The organism is Sorangium sp. So ce693 (genome assembly GCF_051521375.1).
In the GTDB taxonomy this organism is placed as follows: Bacteria; Myxococcota_A; Polyangia; order Polyangiales; family Polyangiaceae; genus Sorangium; species Sorangium atrum.
On sequence record NZ_CP150347.1, the window covers coordinates 2611884 to 2628017 of the forward strand.

Below are 16134 nucleotides of genomic sequence, written 5' to 3' on the forward strand. Positions count from 1 at the left end.
GAGGCTCGCGGCACGCTCCGCGATCGGGTCGAGGGGGTCACGAGGGCGTGGCGCGGAAGCGCCGGACGCGCGCCGAGCCGGGGCCGCCGTCCTGCGTCGACAGGCCGAGCGCCGTGCGCGCCGGCGCGTGGAGGCGCTGGAGGACGCGATCGAGCAGCCGGAGCGCGCCGTCGCTCATCTTCACGCCGCGCGGCGAGCGGTAGCCGAACGCGACGCCGTCCACGACCTTGTACGCGTTCTCCGTGGGCGAGGCGGGGCGCATCTCGACGACCAGCGCGCCGTCGCGCGTCTTCATGATGACGACGATCTCGCCCGGGCGCGCCGAGGCCTCCACGAACGTCCACCCGCCGGAGGTCGCCTCCTTGATCCCGAGCTCGAGCACGCGCTGCAAGTCCTGGCCTGCAGGCGCGAGCGTCGTCGCGCCTTCGACCCGGATCTCGGCGCCCGGCGGGACCACGCCGCTGCCGAGCGGCATCGCGGGCCGCCGCATCTCGCGAGGCCCGGGGAACGACCACATGTCCGGCGTGATCTCGCCGCCTTCGCGGTAGGCCATCTCGATGAGGCGGCTGCGCTCGCGAGAGAGCGCGTCCTCGGACCAGCCGAGGCAGGAGCGCATCATCAGCGTGAACGGGTCGAAGCGGAGCTCGAACGAGGCAGGCGCGCGGACCATGAGGTCGTCCGGGAGGACGAGGCTGTGGAAGATGCGGATCTTGCACGGGAGCTCGCGCGCGCGCTCGAGCGTGCGCCGGAACGTGATCGGACCGTCGCCGGGGAGGCCGAGGAGGATGTCCACCTCGATGTCCGTGAACGTCGAGAGCTCCTCGATCACCTTCGCGAACTTCGACTCCCTGAAGGGGCGCTGCGTGCCGTCGCCCGTCTCCTTGTTGAGCGGCGGCAGCCGCGCGTCGAGCGAGACGCGCGCGACGCCGCGGAGGAACTCGAGGTGCTCGTCGTGCACGTGCTCCGGATCGATCGATGCCGTCAGCGTCGCCTGCTTGAAGAAGCCGACCTGCTTCTCCGCGGCCACCAGGTTCCGGAACGCCTCCGCGCTCAGGTTGAGCGGGGCGTCGACGATCTGCGCGCCCGGCGCGCCGGCGGCGCGGAGCGCGCTCAGCTCTTCGACGAGGTAGGCCTCGGAGAAGACGCTGCCAGCGTCGCCCGTGGAGACGCCGCACGTCGCGCAGCTCATGGCGCCCCCGCGGCAGATCTCGAGCGGGACGATGCGATCGCTCGGGAGCAGCTTCATCCGGATCGGCGAGGGGAGCTCGTCGGGCGCCACGTAGGGCGGTTCGCCTGTCGAGACCCAGCCGCCGGCGGTGGAGACGTGCAGCCCCGGCACAGCGCGCAGCGCGTCGGGAGAGCGCTCGCTCAGCCGGACGATGTTCCGGAACGTGAGCTCGTTGCCGTGCACGAGGGCGTCGATGCAAGCGGTGGCGTCGCGCCAGGGCGCGAGCGCGAACATCGCGGGGCGCGCGAGGGGCCCGCAGAGCGCGATCGTGCGCCCCGGCCGGTTGCGCTGCAGGTGGCGCGCGACCTCGATGAACGTGGGGAACGACCAGACGTGCGCGGCGAGGCCGACCACGTCCGCGTCCACGGTCTCGACCTCCGCGACCCACGCGTCGAGATCCCTCGTCTGCGCGTCGATCACGTGGATCGGCACGCCGGCGAGGTCCGGATCGGCGAGCAAAGAGGCCTCGACACGACGGACTCCATGGCTGGACGGCGCTCCCCCACCGTCCGGCATGGTTGGCTCCATCGCGAGTAGCGCGACGCGGCGTTCGCCAGGCATCCATGGGAGTCTACCAGGGTGTCTCCCCTGTCGGGGAGTCCGTTCGCGCTCTCTGTCTGCTCGCGCTCTTCGCCGCCCTGGTGCCCCCCCGGTGCCCCCCGGTCGGTTCCTTGCGCCCGGAGTTGCTCCTTCTGCCCGGAGTTGCATCCGGCGCGCAGTCGGGCTTTCATACTGCCCTGGGCGGGAGAGGGGGAACGGAACGTACCGGATCGGCGGACAGCGGCGGACTGTCGGGCTGCGCACTTCGCGGCGTGGTCGTCGGGGTGGCGCACCGCGGCGAGCGCTCCGGTGTGTCCGGGCGATCCGTCACCCCGGGCGCATCACCGAGGTTGGTTGCGCTGCGCTGGCCAGCGGAGGCTCGGGCTGCGTCGAGCGCCCATCCAGTCCTCCCCCAGCATGGGGAAGAGAGGGCGCGCTGCCCTGGCGAGCGACCCCCGCTACTGAAGAAAGCCGAGGGGAGCCATGTGTGGCAAGCACGTGATCCTGGTTGCGGAGGACGACGTTGACACTGCGACGATGCTGGAAGAGCTCCTGACCCTGGAAGGGTACGAGGTCGAGCTGACCGCGACCGCGCGCGCGGTGCTCGATGCGCTCGCGGAGCGGCGCTTCCACGCGGTTCTCCTCGATCTGACGATGCCGGGCATGACGACGGACCGATTCGTCTCCGAGATCGAGGGGCTCGGCACGCCCTCGCCCCTCATGATCTTCTCGGCCCGCCTCCCCCACGAGATGCAGGCGATCGCCGAGCGGCTGCATGCGGCCGCGCTCCTCCCGAAGCCGGTGGACATCGACGTCCTGCTGGGCACCCTCTCGAAGGTGGTGCTCGGCTCGCTCGGCTCGACAGACATCGACCGTTGACGCTGCCCGTTCGGACCACGCCGCGAGCGCCTTGGGCCGTCGTTCCGGCGGACGCCAGGCTGCTGCGCCCCTCGGCGTCGGTGGTAGGATCGCAGCTCATGACGTGGTGGATGGCGACCAAGCCGTGCTGCGCTCACCCTGGCTGGCCGCAGATCGGGTACAGAGCGGCTTCGCCGGAGCGCGACCGTGCTGTAACATCGGGCTCGACCGCCGACGATCGATCCCCGTGATGCGTACGCCCGAACCCGCCTGCCAGAGCTGCCCGGCTCAACCCACGTCGACCTCGCGCCCCTGCGTGGCGGCACGAGCGACGCGGGAGCGGGCTCCGCTCCAAGGCGCCTTTGCGGCGCTGATTGCCGGAGAGAGACGTAGAGAGACCTTCATGCGCCCCCTTCCTCGCAGAACGAGCCCGATCAAGCGGAACCCGAGCAGGGATTCAGGGCTTTCCCTGTTTCGCCGTGACGTCAGGCTTTCGCATAGTGGTTGATGCACCGTGCCTGCCACTCCCTTGAAGAGGATCCTCGTTGTCGATGACGATCCGGATATTCGAGAGACCCTCGCCGAGCTCCTGCAGGAGGAGGGGTACGCCGTCGCGTCGGCGGCGCACGGCGGCGAGGCGCTCAGCGCGCTTAGAACGGATCCGAGACCCGGGCTCATCCTGCTCGATCTCATGATGCCGATCATGGATGGCTGGCAGTTCAGGGCGGAGCAGAAGAAGGATCCGGAGCTCGCCGCGATCCCGGTGGTGATCATCTCGGCGACGGGCCGCGACGAGTTCGTGTCCTCGCTCGGCGCAGCGCAGTTCCTCAAGAAGCCGATCAACCTCGAGCAGCTGCTCGCCGCGGTCGAACAGCACTGCCGGTGACGGCGCGCCTGTTCGTCTACGGCACGCTGATGCGCGGCGAGCGCGCGCACGCGCTGCTCGGGCGCGCGCGTTGCCTCGGGGACGCGCGCACCGCCCCGTCGTTCGAGCTCGCCGATCTCGGCGCCTACCCGGCGCTCGTGCGCGGGGGCTCGGTCGCGGTCCTCGGGGAGCTGTACGAGCCGGACCCGGAGGCGCTGCCCTCGCTCGACCTCTACGAGGACTGCCCCGACGTCTTCAGGCGTGAGCCGATCGAGCTCCACGGGGGCGCGCTCTGCGAGGCCTACCTGATGCCCGCCGGGCAGGCGATGGGGTGGCCTCGGATCGCCTCCGGGGACTGGCGGACACGGCGGCGATGAGCGCGTCAGCCGGGGCCGGAGCGGCGCGCTGGCCGCACCCCGGGTGGAGCGGCCGGGTCGATCTCGGGCGCCGTCCTGTCCTCGACGACGAGCAGCAGGGCCGGGAGCTCGCCCTCGTCGGCCTGGAGCCGGAAGGCTGAGAACGAGAGCGTCCTGCGGCCGGCGTGCGCGAGCACGGCCTCGAGGTGGAAGTCGACGAGCGCGGCGCGGCGGTGGAGCACGTCCCGGAGCTGCTGCTCCAGCTGAGGGGTGTTCCATCCGGCATCGATGGCCGAGAGCGATCGTCCCTCGATGTCGCCGAGAGGGACCATGAACTGCTCGCAGTAGCGCCGGGTGACCGCCCGGATCCGGAGCTCCCCGTCGAGCAGGAGGAACGGATGGCGCAGCACCTCGAAGACGGCGGAGAGGCCGTCGCGCGTGCCCGCGAGCTCGCGCGCGGCGCTCCTCGGCGCCTCGCTCTCCAGCCAGCAGATCACCGCGCCGTCGACCTCGTCGTCGGTGGTCCGGGAGGGGCGCGCCCGCATGAGATAGCAGCGCCCGTCGCGGTCCTCGACGTGCCGTTCGACGGTGCTCCTCTTGCCGAGCACCTCGGCGACGACGGGCGCGATGTCGGCCACGCTCCTCGACTTCACCTCGAGGATGGATCTGCCCACGTCGCTCGCGGCGAGGCCGAGCAGCTTGTCGGCGGCGCCGGCGACGCGGCGGATCCGCAGGTCCGCGTCGACCATCAGCATCGGGATGTTCATGTCGCCGAGGAGCTTGCGCAGCTCGTCGTTGGCGAGGCCGAGCGCGACGTTGCTGCTGCGGAGCTCCTCGTTGATGGTCGTGAGCTCCTGGTTCGCCGACTGGAGCTCGTCGTGGGCGCCCTCGAGCGCGTCGTTCACCCTCTGCAGCTCGTCGTTGCTCGCGAGGAGCTCGTCGTTCGTGCACAGGAGCTCTTCGTTCGTCGCCTCGAGCTCATCGATGAGCGACTGGAGGTACTCCCTCGTGGTCACGAGCTCCCTGCGGAGCTGGACGATCTCCAGATCCTTCTGGGCGTCGCTCGGGGCCGGGTCGCTGCCCGGCCGGTCCAGCCTCGCGGCGCCCGATTCGGAGAAGGTGACGAGGAAGCAGCGCCCTTGCGGGAGCCGCACCTTGAGCGGCCAGACCTCGACGTCGACGTACCGGATCTTCTCGTCCTGCCTGACCTTGATCTGCTCCCTGCGGGCCATCGCGCCCGAGTTCATCGACGCGTCGATGGCGGCCCGGATGCCGAGGACGAGCCCCTCTCGGGCCATCTTGAAGAGGTGCAGGCTAGCGTCGCCCGGTGACGGCTCGAGGTAGGGCCCCGTCTTGCCCCGGAACTGGACGATCTGCATCTCCTCGTCCACGACCACGCCGGCGGGGGCATAGCGCGCCATGACGATGGCGTCGGCCTCCCTGCGCACCGCATCCATGCCGAGCCCCTCGGGCTCCCGCGGCCTCTCCGTCGCCAGGGCGACCACCGGCACGCCGGGCAGAGCGGGCGCGGCGAGGGCGAGCGAGTGGGCCGCCTCCGACGCGGCGCGCTTGCAGAAGATCCTGTGGGTCCTGTCCACGACCCCGAACAGATCGGGCGTCGTCGTGAGGCTCTCGGACGAGCCGAGGAGCAGGAACCCGGTGGGCTTGAGGGCCTGGTGGAACGTCTGCAGCAGCCGGCGCTGCAGGCTCGGCTCCAGGTAGATCATCAGGTTGCGGCAGCTGGTGAAATCGAGCTTCAACAGGGGCGGGTCGGCCGCGGCGTTGTGGCGCGAGAAGACGCACAGATCGCGGACCGATTTGTTGACCTGAAAGCCGCCTTGTACCCTGACGAAGAAGCGGCGCAGCCGGCTGGGCGAGACGTCCATCGAGATGCTCTCGATGTAGATCCCGGCCCGCGCCTGCTGGATGGCGGCCTCGCTCAGGTCGGTGCCGAAGATCTGGATGGCATGATCGGTCGCGTCGGCTTCGAGGAATTCGAGCAACGAGATCGCGAGAGAGTAGACCTCCTCGCCCGTCGAGCAGCCCGGCACCCAGATGCGAACAGGGGAGTCCTGCGGCCTGCTGTGCATGAGCACCGGGAACACGTGGGTCTTCAGCGCGGCGAAGGCGCCCGGATCGCGGAAGAACGTGGTGACCTTGATGAGGAGGTCTTGGTAGAGATCCTCGATCTCGCCGGGGTGCGCTTTCAAGTGCTCCAGGTAGTCCTGGAGGGTGGCGAGCCTGTGGAGCGTCATTCGCCGCTGGATGCGCCTCCTCAGCGTGCTCTTCTTGTACTGGCTGAAGTCGACGCCCACCGCGGCGTGAAGCAGCCTCAGGAGCTTGCTGAGATCGGGGTCCATTCCGAGGGGCGCGCCCTGCCTGAGCCATGGAGCGAGCACGTGCCCGGGGCGACCCATCCGCACGAGCTCCGCCGCGATCTCCTCGACGCTGAGGACGAAGTCGACGCCTCCGGCCGCGATGGCGCTCCGCGGGAGCGCCGGCCGCTCGGCGCCGCGCGGGTTCTCCGCGAAGGTGACCCCGCCCTCGGCCTTCACGTCCTTCAGCCCCAGCGCGCCGTCGCTCCCGGCGCCGGACAGCACGACGGCCACCGCGCCCGACCCGAGCTCGCCCGCGAGCGAGCGCAGGAAGAGATCGCCAGGGCCCGGGCCGCCCTCGCCCCGCGGCGCGAGGTCGACGCGGAGCCCCGCCAGCGTCGCCTGCGCCTCCGGGGGCAGGACCTGGACACGACCAGGCGCGAGCTTCATCCCCGATCGGAGCTCGGTCACAGGGAGAGGGCTGCTCTGCGCCACGAGCTCGAGGAGGGGGAGCTCCCCTGGATCTGCGCTGTAGATCAGGACGAGAGAAAGGCTCGTATCTCTGCTGGGCAACCGCCGGAGGAGCTCCGCGATCGCGTTGCGTCCGCCGGCCGAAGCGACGACACAGACCACGGGAAAGCGCAGCTCGCCCTCGGGGCGCGGCTCGACCGCTGTGGCGCCCTCGCCGGCGCCCGGGAGCGGGACCGGCGCTCGCCCCGGCGCGGATGCCCTGCCGGCCTGGGGCGCGGCGTCGCTCTGGCCCGGTGCCCCGAGTTGCGTCCGGCGTGACTTCTTCTGTTCGGGCATTGTCGGCTTGAACGGTTGGGCGCTCTCTCACGCGTCTCGCTATGGCGAGAGCCTGACAGGGACTAAGCCAGGGTTCCGGTGGGCGGTCGGTCAACGATGGCTGTCGTCGTCCATGTCGCGCATGGGACACGGCGCCTCACGGTCATCTCACCATATCAGCGCGCCCCTTCCAGGCGCTTCAGGAGTTGCTCGAGCCGCTCGATGATGTGTGCGGATCGGTCGGATACCATTCGGGCAGAATCATTGAGCCTCCTCAGGGTCATCTCATCCATCCTCCCGCCGGGCTGGAGCCTGGTCAGGGCCTCCAGCGCGGCGTCGTGGCGCGCTCGGGCGACCTGGGCTGCCGTGATCGCGCGGCGCAGGCGTGCGCGCGGCGGCTCCGGGTTCTCGACGCCGGACCATCTCCTCTCCGGTGGAACGTGCCGGGCTTCGCCGTCGGATCGCGCCAGGTGATCGAGGGGCGCCGCGAGCGGCGGCGCCGGCGCCTCGGGCGCCGCGAGCAGCGCGGGAGCCTGCGCCCCTCCCAGCGATCGATCTGCCTCGCTCCCCGCGTCGTGCGTGCGCTCCGCGCGCTTGCCATCGGTCGGAAGGCGGACGTCGGCGCTGATCTGCCGATCCTCCCCGGACTCTCCGGCGTCCTCCCACCCCCGTTCGTCGACGATCTGCCTCGTCGCGTCGTTGACGAGAAAGACCTGATCGGCGTCGTGGAACCGCTCTGCCCGGAAGGACCGCAGCTGGAACCGCGCCGTCTCGAGCGAGCGGATGTGCCTCATGAGCGCGAGCCGCCTGCCCCGGAAGCGAACGTAAATGCTGTAGCTGGTCTGGGGCGCCATCTCTATCGCCTCGTGGGCCCGGTCGCGTTCTCGGCGTGCGTCCTGCTCGCGGTCTCACGCCCCCGGTACCGCCGTCAGGAGCACCAGCCTCCCGGCGGTCTGCTCGGCCGTTCTGCAGGCGGTGCGCACGAGCTGCCACTCTTCCTTAACGAGCTCCGCCATGAGCGATCTGTCCTGACACAGGGCTTTGCTCAGCGACTCCTCGGCGTCGTCGCCGAAGGAGAGCACGCGTATCGCGATGGCGAGCGCAAAGTCCTTGGTCAGCCGGACGCGCAGGTCGACGTCCGGCGTGGAGACGTGGAGCGCGTGCTCGGCGAGGGCGATCTCGATCCTCTCTGCAATCGACCTTGCGGTGTCCGCACGCCATTGGATCGACCGGCAGGTCTGCCGGAGCAGCTCGTGGATTAACCGTCTATCACGACCCGTCTGTATGCCCATTCCGCCCCCCTCGACAGTTCCGTTCCTTTGCGGAGAGCCGTCCAGAGAGTGTCCGTGACCGGCCAGAGCGCGCGACGGTCAGCCTGGCGCGATGGAACGGGCAGGACCGCTCCCCAAGGCTGCGCTCTTCCCGAGTTGCCTGAACGGTTCCCCTCCGGCCCCCGATCCACCCCCTCACTGTCCTGCCGAAAATTCCTGCCGAAAATCCCGTTGACTGTCAGCTGTAGCTCAGCTGCTGCCCGACCGACCGCTAGGGCGATGTGGAATCGTTCGTCAGGGATTCCCTGTAAGCTGTCCAAATACCGCCGGGTTTCCGACCATTTCATTCAGGCAAAGCCCTACGGCTGGCGGCGGACTGGATCGTGTTTCCAAGGCTCCTGCTGTATCGGCGCTTCCGACGGCTCCAATGTTTCCGATGAAGGCGGAGTGCGCCGACGACCGCGGGAGCGCGGTGCGCCCTCGTCAGCCAGGTCGCCTACGTCGCCTTCGCCTTGGAGCGCCGGCGCTCGCTGCTCGACGCCGAGGCAGGCGCCGGATCGGCGGTCTGCCGCGCGCTGCGCGGGGGTGCTTCCATGACCGACTGGTCAGCGACGGCGCGCACCTCCGGGGCGAGCAGGCCGTGCGTGAAGAGCTGGAGCACCTGCGCAGCCCAGGCCGCGATGTCTGGCCTGCACGGCGCGTCGATGAGCTTGCGCACCAGGCGATCGAAGGCGCCGGACATGAGCGCGGCGATGACGCCGGGATCCAGATCGCGCCGGTAGAGGCCGATGTCGATCGCGTACCGGAGGCGGCCCTCCACCTGCCGGGCGACGCGCTGGGCGAACTCGTCGATCAGGTAAGCGTACGGAGTCCCACCGCCGCCCGCCAGCATCATCCTGAGGAGCGCGCGGTTCTGCCAGCAGAACTCGAGCACCTCCATGTCGTGGGCGAGGAGGCGCTTGAAGTACTCGTTCACCGACGCTCGCTCGGCCTCGAAGACGACGGGCGGCGGCTCCACGCAGTCGGCGAGGCGCGCGATGAAGGTCTCGACGATCTGCTTGAAGCAGTCGTCCTTGCTCTGGAAGTGCAGGTAGAACGCGCCCTTCGAGACGCCCGCGCGCTCGGTGATGTCCTCGACCCTCGCGGCGGCCAGGCCGCGCTCGGTGAAGGCAGCCTCGGCGGCGCGGAGCAGCTCGATCCTGGCGCGGCGATCGGCGAGGCGGGGCATTCTGACTGGTCGGTCAACGTCGGAGGACCGTGGCACTATGGGAAGGCTGCCGGATGCCGTCAAGACGCTCGTCGGCCGCGCTCCTCGCGACGCGGCGCGTTCGACCGCGCCGCATTGCCCATGGCACGAGCGATGCTGCGGAGGCGGTCATGGCGACCGTGGCGAGACGAAATGCAGCAGGGCGCGGCGTCGGCGAGGCGACGGCGGCGGCGCTCGTCCCCAGCCCTCCCTCGTTGCCGAGCCTGCGCGAGGCCGCCGCGCGGTGCCAGGCGTGTCCGCTCTGGGAGCGGGGGACGCAGACGGTGTTCGGCGAGGGCGCGGCGCGATCGGACGTGCTCCTCGTCGGCGAACAGCCGGGCGACAAGGAGGACCTGGCCGGTAAACCGTTCGTGGGCCCAGCGGGGCAGCTGCTCGATCGCGCGCTCGAGGCGGCGGGGATCGAGCGGCGCCGGGCGTACGTGACCAACGTGGTGAAGCACTTCAAGTGGGAGCCGCGCGGCAAGCGCCGCATCCACGTGAAGCCGGACGCGCGCGAGATCCGCGCGTGCCTGCCGTGGCTCGCCGCGGAGATCGCGGTGGTGCAGCCGGCGATCGTGGTATGCCTCGGCGCGACGGCGGCGCAGGCGCTGCTCGGCGGCTCGTTCCGGGTCACGCGCGAGCGCGGCAGGATCGTCGCCTCGCCGCTCGCGCCGCGCGTGCTGGCGACCGTGCACCCCGCGTCGATCCTCCGCATGCCGGACGAAGCGACGAGGCGAGCCGAGCTCTCCCGCTTCATCGAAGATCTCACCGTGGCGGCGCGCGCGCTCGGCTGAGCCGTCGCGCTCCGCCTCCTCGCGAGGCGCGCTCTCGATGGAGTAGGATCCGCCCCGATGACGATGAGCCCACGACCGGTCCCTGCCGCAGAGCGCCCCGCGCCCTCTCCGATGGCCGAGCGCGCCCACATGGGGAGCTCGAAGAAGATGTGGCCGCTGATGCTGGCCGCGCTCGGGGTCGTCTACGGCGACATCGGGACGAGCCCGCTCTACGCGATGAAGGAGTGCTTCAGCCGCAGCAGCCCGCACCACGTCGCTCCGACGCCCGAGAACGTGCTCGGGGTGCTCTCGCTGATGTTCTGGTCGTTGATGATGGTGGTGACCATCAAGTACGTGACGTTCATCACGCGGGCCGACAACGAGGGCGCGGGCGGCATCCTCGCGCTGCTCGCGCTCGTCCCGAGCGGCGATCGCAAGGGCGACGGCCGCGGCCTCCTCGTGCTCCTCGTCCTCTTCGGCGCGGCGCTCCTTTATGGTGACGGCGTGATCACGCCCGCGATCTCGGTGCTCTCGGCCGTGGAGGGCCTCGAGGTCGCGATCCCGAAGCTGGACCCTTCCGTCGTGCCGGTCATCACCTGCGGCGTGCTGCTCGCCGTGTTCCTCGTGCAGAAGCGCGGCACGGCCGGGGTCGGGTCGATCTTCGGGCCTGTGACGCTCGTGTGGTTTGTCACGCTCGTGCTGCTCGGGGCCAAGGAGATCATCGGCAGCCCCGGAGTGCTCCGGGCCGTCTCACCGACCTACGCGGTGAGCTTCTTTGTCGAGAATCAACTGCATGGCTTCCTGATCCTCGGCGCGGTCGTCCTCTGCATCACGGGCGGCGAGGCGCTGTACGCCGACATGGGGCATTTCGGCCGCGTGCCGATCAAGTACACCTGGTACACGATCGTCTGGCCCGGGCTGCTCATCAATTATTTCGGCCAGGGCGCCAAGCTCCTCGCGGACCCCACCGCGGCGGCGAACCCGTTCTATGCGCTGGTCCCGTCATGGGCCCTCTACCCCACGGTGGCGATCGCCACCGCGGCGACGGTCGTCGCGTCCCAGGCGCTCATCTCCGGGGCCTTCTCGCTGACCCAGCAGGCGGTGCAGCTCGGGTATTTCCCGCGCGTCACGGTGGTCCACACGTCGAAGGACGAGGCGGGGCAGATCTACATCCCCGAGGTGAACAGCGGGCTCCTGATCTCGTGCATCGTGCTGGTTCTCACGTTCAAGAACTCGAGCGCGCTCGCGGCTGCCTACGGCATCGCCGTCACGGGGACGATGGGGATCACCACGGTGGTCTATTACGTGGTCACCCGGAAGACGTGGGGTTGGCCGATCTGGAAATCGCTCCCGCTCGCCGGGCTCTTCCTGGTGATCGATCTCGCGTTCTTCGCGGCGAACAGCGCCAAGTTCTTCCACGGGGGCTGGGTGCCCATCGTGATGGGCGCGGCGATCTTCACGGTGATGACGACCTGGAAGACGGGGCGCAAGCACCTCGCAGCGGCGATCAAGTCGGCGATCTTGCCGCTCGACATGTTCCTCGAGGACGTGAAGCGCGTGAAGCCGCACCGGGTGCGCGGGACGGCGGTCTTCATGGCGTCGAGCCCGGAGGGCACGCCGCCGATCCTGCTGCACCACGTGAAGCACAACCAGGTGCTGCACGAGCAGGTGGTGCTCCTCTCGATCCAGGTGACGAACGTGCCGGAGGTGCCGGCGGAGCGGCGAACGACGGTGATCCCGCGGGGCGAGGGGATCTACCAGGTCACGGCGTGTTACGGCTTCATGCAGACGCCGAACGCGCCGTCGGTGCTCGAGGGGTGCAAGCGGCACGGGCTCGACATCGATCTCGGGAGGACGAGCTACTACCTCGGCAGGGAGACGCTGCTGACGACCGGGCGCTCGAAGATGTCCCGGTGGCGCAAGGGGCTCTTCGCCTTCATCTCGCGGAACGCGCGGCCGGCGACGGCGTACTTCGGTCTGCCGCCGAACCGCGTGGTCGAGCTCGGAATGCAGGTCGATTTTTGACGGCGGGGGCGCGCGCCCCCGCCGCCCCGCCGAGCGAAGCTCGTCGGGGCCCCACCACCCCGCGAACCACGCTTGCCGTCTTGCGCGCGGCGCCGCTTCGGGCCTGACGTCGATGGCGTCAGGAGGCTGCGATCAGGGCCCCGTGTACCGGGCGCGCGGCCGGAGCATGTACCCCGCCTCGCGCTGCTCGAACGCGTGGGCGATCCAGCCGGCGGCGCGCCCCACCGCGAAGAGCGCCGCCGCCGTGCCGGCCGGCAGGCCGAGCGCGGCCGCGATCGCGACGAGGCCCAGGTCGAGCGACGGCGGATCGAGGCCGGCGTCGCGCAGCGCGTCGACGAGCGCGAGCACCGTGCGCAAGGCCGTGCTCTGCGGGGCGAGCGCGCGGGCCGTGTCGAGCAGCAGCTGGGCGCGGGGGTCGCCCTCGGGGTAGAGCCTGTGCCCGACGCCGGCGATGGGCTCGCCGCGGCGCAGCCGCTCGTGGACCGCGGCGGCGGCGCGCTCGGGCCGGCCCGCCTCGGCGACCAGGGCCTCCACCCGGTCGGTCATGCCGCCGTGCCTCGGGCCGGAGAGCGCGGCGAGCCCCGCGCTGACGCAGGCGTAGAGGTCGGCGCCGGTGGAGGCGGCCACCCGGACCGCGAACGTCGAGGCGTTCAGCTCGTGATCGGCCGAGACCAGGAGCGCCCGGTTCACGGCGCGCTCGGCCTTCTTCGAGGCGTTCGCGCCGAGGGCGATGAGCAGCCGCCGCGCCGCCCCGTCGGCCTCGAGGGCGTCGGTCGCCCTGCGCGCGTCCCGCCCGAGGCCCACGAGCGCCGCGAGCGATCGCACGAGGGCCCGCGCCCGTGTGCGCTCCGCGTCGCCCGTGGGGATGCGCCCATCGCCCGAAGGCGCGCCCACGTGGCGGGTCGGGTCGTGCGCGCCGAGCGCGGGCACCACGAGCGCGAGCGCGACGAACGGCGGCGCGCCTTCGGGCAGGAGCGCCGCGAGCTTGGCCGGGCGGACGCTCAGCCGGCCTGGCCGCGCCGCCGGCGCGCCCTCCGCCGGCAGCTCGCCCGTCCAGAGCAGCTCGGCGACCGCCTCGAAGGGCACGTCGTCGAGCGCCAGCGCGACCGCCTCCTTGCCCCGGTAGACGGGCCCGCGCGGGCCGATCGCGGTGAGCGCCGACTCGAGCACCGGCTCGCCCCACCGGAGCGCCTCGGCGGCGACAGGGCCGTGGCCGGCGCGCGCGTCGTGCCGCGCCTTGAGCCGCTCGATGTCCGCCCGGAGGTAGAGCCGCGCGCGCCCTCGCCCGCCGGGCACCCCCCGGAGCACGCCCCGGCTCGCGTACGCGTAGAGCGTCTCCCGCTTCACGCCGAGCAGCTCCGCCGCCTCGGCGCCGGTCACGTACGCCGACGGCCGTTGCCCCGAGTCAGGTAGATCCACCATGAGCGCCCATCAACGTTGCATCCATCCTGTCTTCCGATGCACGAGGCGCCGGCGTCGCGCGCGCCGACGACACCCATCCCTCCTAGCACCCCCCTTCCACGGCTTCCTCCGGGATTCTTCCTCGACGCGCTTCGAGGCCGTGCATGGTTGATTGTACAATCAAGGTTGATCAACCTCGTGAGGTGCCCAAGATGTCGTCAGCGGAGGTGATCGGAATGAGGGATGTGGCGGCGCCGCTCGCGAGCGGCCTGGAAGGCGTGGTGGTGGCGGAGACGCGGCTCTCGGAGGTGGACGGAGAGCGGGGGAGGCTCACCCTCGCGGGCCACGACGTCGAGGAGCTCGCCGGCGGCGGCGGGGTGACCTTCGAGGACATGTGCGGGCTGCTCTGGGGCGGCGCGCTGCCCGGGGCGGCGGAGCGGGAGTCGCTCCGGCGAGCGATCGCCGAGGGGCGGACGAGGGCCTTCGCGCTGCTCGGGCGGCTCGGGGACGCGCTCCAGGCCAGCGACGGGATGGATGCGCTCCGCGCCGCGGTCGCGCACCTCTCGGCCGACGTCCCGCCCGCGGCGATCGCCGGGGCGGTCGCGACGTTCGCGGCGGCGTGGGCGCGGCGCTGCGCGGGGGAGGCGCCGGTCGCGCCCGATCCGGCGCTCCGGCTCTCCGCCGACTACCTGCGCATGGCGCGGGGGGCCGCGGCGAGCGAGGCCGAGGCGCGCGAGCTCGACACGTACCTCGTGACGGTCTCGGATCACGGCATGAACGCGTCCACCTTCACCGCGCGCGTTGTCACCTCGACGGGGTCGGACGCGATCTCGGCGGTGGTCGCGGCGATCGGCGCGCTGAAGGGGCCGCTCCACGGCGGCGCGCCCGGGCCGGTCCTCGACATGCTGGACGCGGTCGCGGCGAAGGCGGGCGAGGGCGGCGCGCCGCTGCCGGGCTGCGCCGAGCGCTGGATCCAGACCGAGCTCGCGGCGGGCCGGCGGATCATGGGCATGGGCCACCGGATCTACCGGGTGAGGGATCCGCGGGCGGCGGTGCTCGAGCGGGCGATCGAGCGGCTCGGGCGGACGGCAGGCGGCGCGCAGAGCGCCCGGCTCGCGCTGGCGCGTGAGGTCGAGCGGGCGGCGGAGGCCGCGCTCCGCGCGCGGCACCCGGATCGCCCGCTGCGCGCGAACGTCGAGTTCTACACGGCGGTGCTGCTCGACGCGCTCGGGCTGCCACGCGCGCTCTTCGCGCCGACCTTCGCGGTGGGCAGGGTCGCCGGCTGGTGCGCGCACATCGACGAGCAACGGCGCGCGGGGCGGCTCATTCGCCCGAGCTCACGCTACATCGGGGGCGTCCCCGCAGCGGCAGCTCCGCCGCATTGAGGCGTCGGGCCCGCCGCGCGCGCGGCGAGGCTGCTGGCAGGAGCGCTGGTCATCGCCGGCCATGAGGTCGACCTGCCCAGGTCGGACTTATTGAAGAGCCCGTGACGGCATTCGCTTCATCCCCGTCGTCCTGCCATCCTATCTGCACAGAAATTGCCGGAGAGGCCGCTCCAGAGCCCTGGGAGGGCAAAAGGAGAACGCCACGGGCGCAGGTAGGACGTTGTTCGTCCTGCAAAGTTGGCAGCCGCGCGGGGCACTGTTATCGTGTTCAGTATGTCGTCCGCCGCTCTTGCCGCTCCGCTTGCCCGGGACCTCCTGCGCCATACCCTCCCCGAGTTCGAAGCGCGCGCCAAGACGCTCCCGCTCGGCCTGCGGGAAATCAACGACGCGCTCCCGGAAGGGGGGCTGCCGCGCGGGGGGGTGGTGGAGCTCGCCGCGCCGCGGGGGCTGGGGCGGTCCACCTCGCTCGCCCTCTCCGCGTGCGCGTCGGCGCAAGCGGAGGCGCGGCTGCGCGGGACGAGCGCGACGGCGGGGGCGTGGTGCGCGTGGATCGACCCGAGCGGCTCGCTCTTCGCGCCCGCGGTCGCGCGCGCGCAGGTCGATCTGAGCCGGCTGCTCGTGGTGCGGCCCCCGCCGGAGGTGCTCGCGAAGGTCGCGGTCCGGATGGCGATGAGCCGGGCATTTGCGGTGCTCGTGATCGACGTGGCCGGGGTCCCGGGGGCCTTCGGCCAGGGCGCGGGGAAGGGGGAGCGGAGCGCGCCCGGGGCGGGGCGCCGCGAGGAGGACCTCGCGCGCTGGGTCAACGTGGTGCGCAAGCTCGCCCTGGCGATCGAGGGGAGCGACGGGACGATCCTGCTCCTCACCGATCGCCAGGCGGCGCGGCCGATGCCCTTGCCGGTCGCGATGCGGCTGGAGCTCGAGCAGGTCGCCGAGAACCGGTTGATGGTCCGCGTCGCCAAGGACCGCCGGGGGCGCGTGACCTCGCCGACGCCGGTGGTGCTCGGGGAGCGGCCCGGGGACAGGGCAGAGCGGACGGCGGGCGGCGAGCCGCGGCCCGCGCTGTCGCGGGCGTGAGGGAGGAGAGG

13 protein-coding genes are annotated in these 16134 nt (G+C 71.5%); 7 read left to right on the forward strand and 6 right to left on the reverse strand.

The window, feature by feature from the left end; all coding sequences use genetic code 11:
- Window positions 1-37: 37 nt before the first annotated feature.
- On the reverse strand, window positions 38-1744 hold the full coding sequence (locus WMF14_RS10030) for a B12-binding domain-containing radical SAM protein (RefSeq protein WP_437800390.1): 1707 nt from the start codon (window positions 1742-1744) through the stop codon (window positions 38-40).
- Window positions 1745-2251: 507 nt separating this feature from the next.
- Between WMF14_RS10030 and WMF14_RS10035 the strand changes: the two genes are divergently transcribed.
- The 3 genes from WMF14_RS10035 (at window position 2252) to WMF14_RS10045 (ending at window position 3868) form a co-directional block, all read left to right on the forward strand.
- Window positions 2252-2647: a response regulator gene (locus WMF14_RS10035; protein WP_272101410.1), complete on the forward strand. Its 396-nt coding sequence runs from the start codon at window positions 2252-2254 to the stop codon at window positions 2645-2647.
- 493 nt (window positions 2648-3140) lie between these two features.
- Window positions 3141-3512 carry a response regulator gene (locus WMF14_RS10040; RefSeq protein ID WP_012234363.1) on the forward strand — a complete coding sequence of 124 codons (372 nt, stop codon included), beginning with the start codon at window positions 3141-3143 and terminating at the stop codon, window positions 3510-3512.
- Window positions 3509-3868 carry a gamma-glutamylcyclotransferase family protein gene (locus tag WMF14_RS10045; RefSeq protein WP_272101411.1) on the forward strand — a complete coding sequence of 120 codons (360 nt, stop codon included), beginning with the start codon at window positions 3509-3511 and terminating at the stop codon, window positions 3866-3868. Before WMF14_RS10040 ends, WMF14_RS10045 begins: the two co-directional genes overlap by 4 nt.
- A gap of 5 nt (window positions 3869-3873) precedes the next feature.
- On the opposite strand, the gene WMF14_RS10050 is transcribed toward WMF14_RS10045, so the two are convergent.
- From WMF14_RS10050 to WMF14_RS10065, 4 genes are all read right to left on the reverse strand, one after another.
- Entirely contained in the window at window positions 3874-6969 is a 3096-nt protein-coding gene (locus WMF14_RS10050; protein WP_437800393.1) for a CheR family methyltransferase, read from the reverse strand.
- 155 nt (window positions 6970-7124) lie between these two features.
- The gene (locus tag WMF14_RS10055) at window positions 7125-7802 is read right to left on the reverse strand and encodes a hypothetical protein (protein WP_437800395.1); all 678 of its coding nucleotides are present in this window, start codon (window positions 7800-7802) and stop codon (window positions 7125-7127) included.
- Window positions 7803-7856: 54 nt separating this feature from the next.
- A complete protein-coding gene (locus tag WMF14_RS10060; RefSeq protein ID WP_272101414.1) occupies window positions 7857-8240 on the reverse strand; it encodes a hypothetical protein in 384 nt (127 codons plus the stop codon).
- A 475-nt stretch (window positions 8241-8715) separates the two neighbouring features.
- On the reverse strand, window positions 8716-9447 hold the full coding sequence (locus WMF14_RS10065) for a TetR/AcrR family transcriptional regulator (protein ID WP_437800397.1): 732 nt from the start codon (window positions 9445-9447) through the stop codon (window positions 8716-8718).
- A 149-nt stretch (window positions 9448-9596) separates the two neighbouring features.
- On the opposite strand from WMF14_RS10065, the gene WMF14_RS10070 reads away from it, so the two are divergent.
- Both WMF14_RS10070 and WMF14_RS10075 read left to right on the forward strand, forming a co-directional pair.
- Window positions 9597-10259: a UdgX family uracil-DNA binding protein gene (locus WMF14_RS10070; RefSeq protein WP_437800399.1), complete on the forward strand. Its 663-nt coding sequence runs from the start codon at window positions 9597-9599 to the stop codon at window positions 10257-10259.
- A gap of 57 nt (window positions 10260-10316) precedes the next feature.
- A complete protein-coding gene (locus tag WMF14_RS10075; RefSeq protein ID WP_437800401.1) occupies window positions 10317-12263 on the forward strand; it encodes a potassium transporter Kup in 1947 nt (648 codons plus the stop codon).
- Window positions 12264-12395: 132 nt separating this feature from the next.
- Here the strand turns inward: WMF14_RS10075 and WMF14_RS10080 are convergent, their stop codons facing one another.
- Window positions 12396-13685, reverse strand: a complete 1290-nt coding sequence (locus WMF14_RS10080) for a citrate synthase family protein (protein WP_272101418.1) — start codon at window positions 13683-13685, stop codon at window positions 12396-12398.
- Window positions 13686-13900: 215 nt separating this feature from the next.
- Here WMF14_RS10080 and WMF14_RS10085 point away from each other — a divergent pair, with 215 nt between their 5' ends.
- Both WMF14_RS10085 and WMF14_RS10090 read left to right on the forward strand, forming a co-directional pair.
- Window positions 13901-15049, forward strand: coding sequence for a citrate synthase (locus WMF14_RS10085; protein WP_437800403.1), 1149 nt, complete (start codon window positions 13901-13903; stop codon window positions 15047-15049).
- 273 nt (window positions 15050-15322) lie between these two features.
- The gene (locus tag WMF14_RS10090) at window positions 15323-16123 is read left to right on the forward strand and encodes a recombinase A (protein WP_272101420.1); all 801 of its coding nucleotides are present in this window, start codon (window positions 15323-15325) and stop codon (window positions 16121-16123) included.
- Window positions 16124-16134: the final 11 nt, after the last annotated feature.

Bases quoted from the DNA above. Each gene is read 5' to 3' on its own strand.
- WMF14_RS10035 (WP_272101410.1), top strand. From the start codon at position 2,252: ATGTGTGGCAAGCACGTGATCCTGGTTGCGGAGGACGACGTTGACACT.
- WMF14_RS10050 (WP_437800393.1), bottom strand. From the start codon at position 6,969: ATGCCCGAACAGAAGAAGTCACGCCGGACGCAACTCGGGGCACCGGGC.
- WMF14_RS10055 (WP_437800395.1), bottom strand. From the start codon at position 7,802: ATGGCGCCCCAGACCAGCTACAGCATTTACGTTCGCTTCCGGGGCAGG.
- WMF14_RS10070 (WP_437800399.1), top strand. From the start codon at position 9,597: ATGGCGACCGTGGCGAGACGAAATGCAGCAGGGCGCGGCGTCGGCGAG.
- WMF14_RS10065 (WP_437800397.1), bottom strand. From the start codon at position 9,447: ATGCCCCGCCTCGCCGATCGCCGCGCCAGGATCGAGCTGCTCCGCGCC.
- WMF14_RS10060 (WP_272101414.1), bottom strand. From the start codon at position 8,240: ATGGGCATACAGACGGGTCGTGATAGACGGTTAATCCACGAGCTGCTC.
- WMF14_RS10030 (WP_437800390.1), bottom strand. From the start codon at position 1,744: ATGCCGGACGGTGGGGGAGCGCCGTCCAGCCATGGAGTCCGTCGTGTC.
- WMF14_RS10090 (WP_272101420.1), top strand. From the start codon at position 15,323: ATGTCGTCCGCCGCTCTTGCCGCTCCGCTTGCCCGGGACCTCCTGCGC.
- WMF14_RS10075 (WP_437800401.1), top strand. From the start codon at position 10,317: ATGACGATGAGCCCACGACCGGTCCCTGCCGCAGAGCGCCCCGCGCCC.
- WMF14_RS10080 (WP_272101418.1), bottom strand. From the start codon at position 13,685: ATGGTGGATCTACCTGACTCGGGGCAACGGCCGTCGGCGTACGTGACC.
- WMF14_RS10085 (WP_437800403.1), top strand. From the start codon at position 13,901: ATGAGGGATGTGGCGGCGCCGCTCGCGAGCGGCCTGGAAGGCGTGGTG.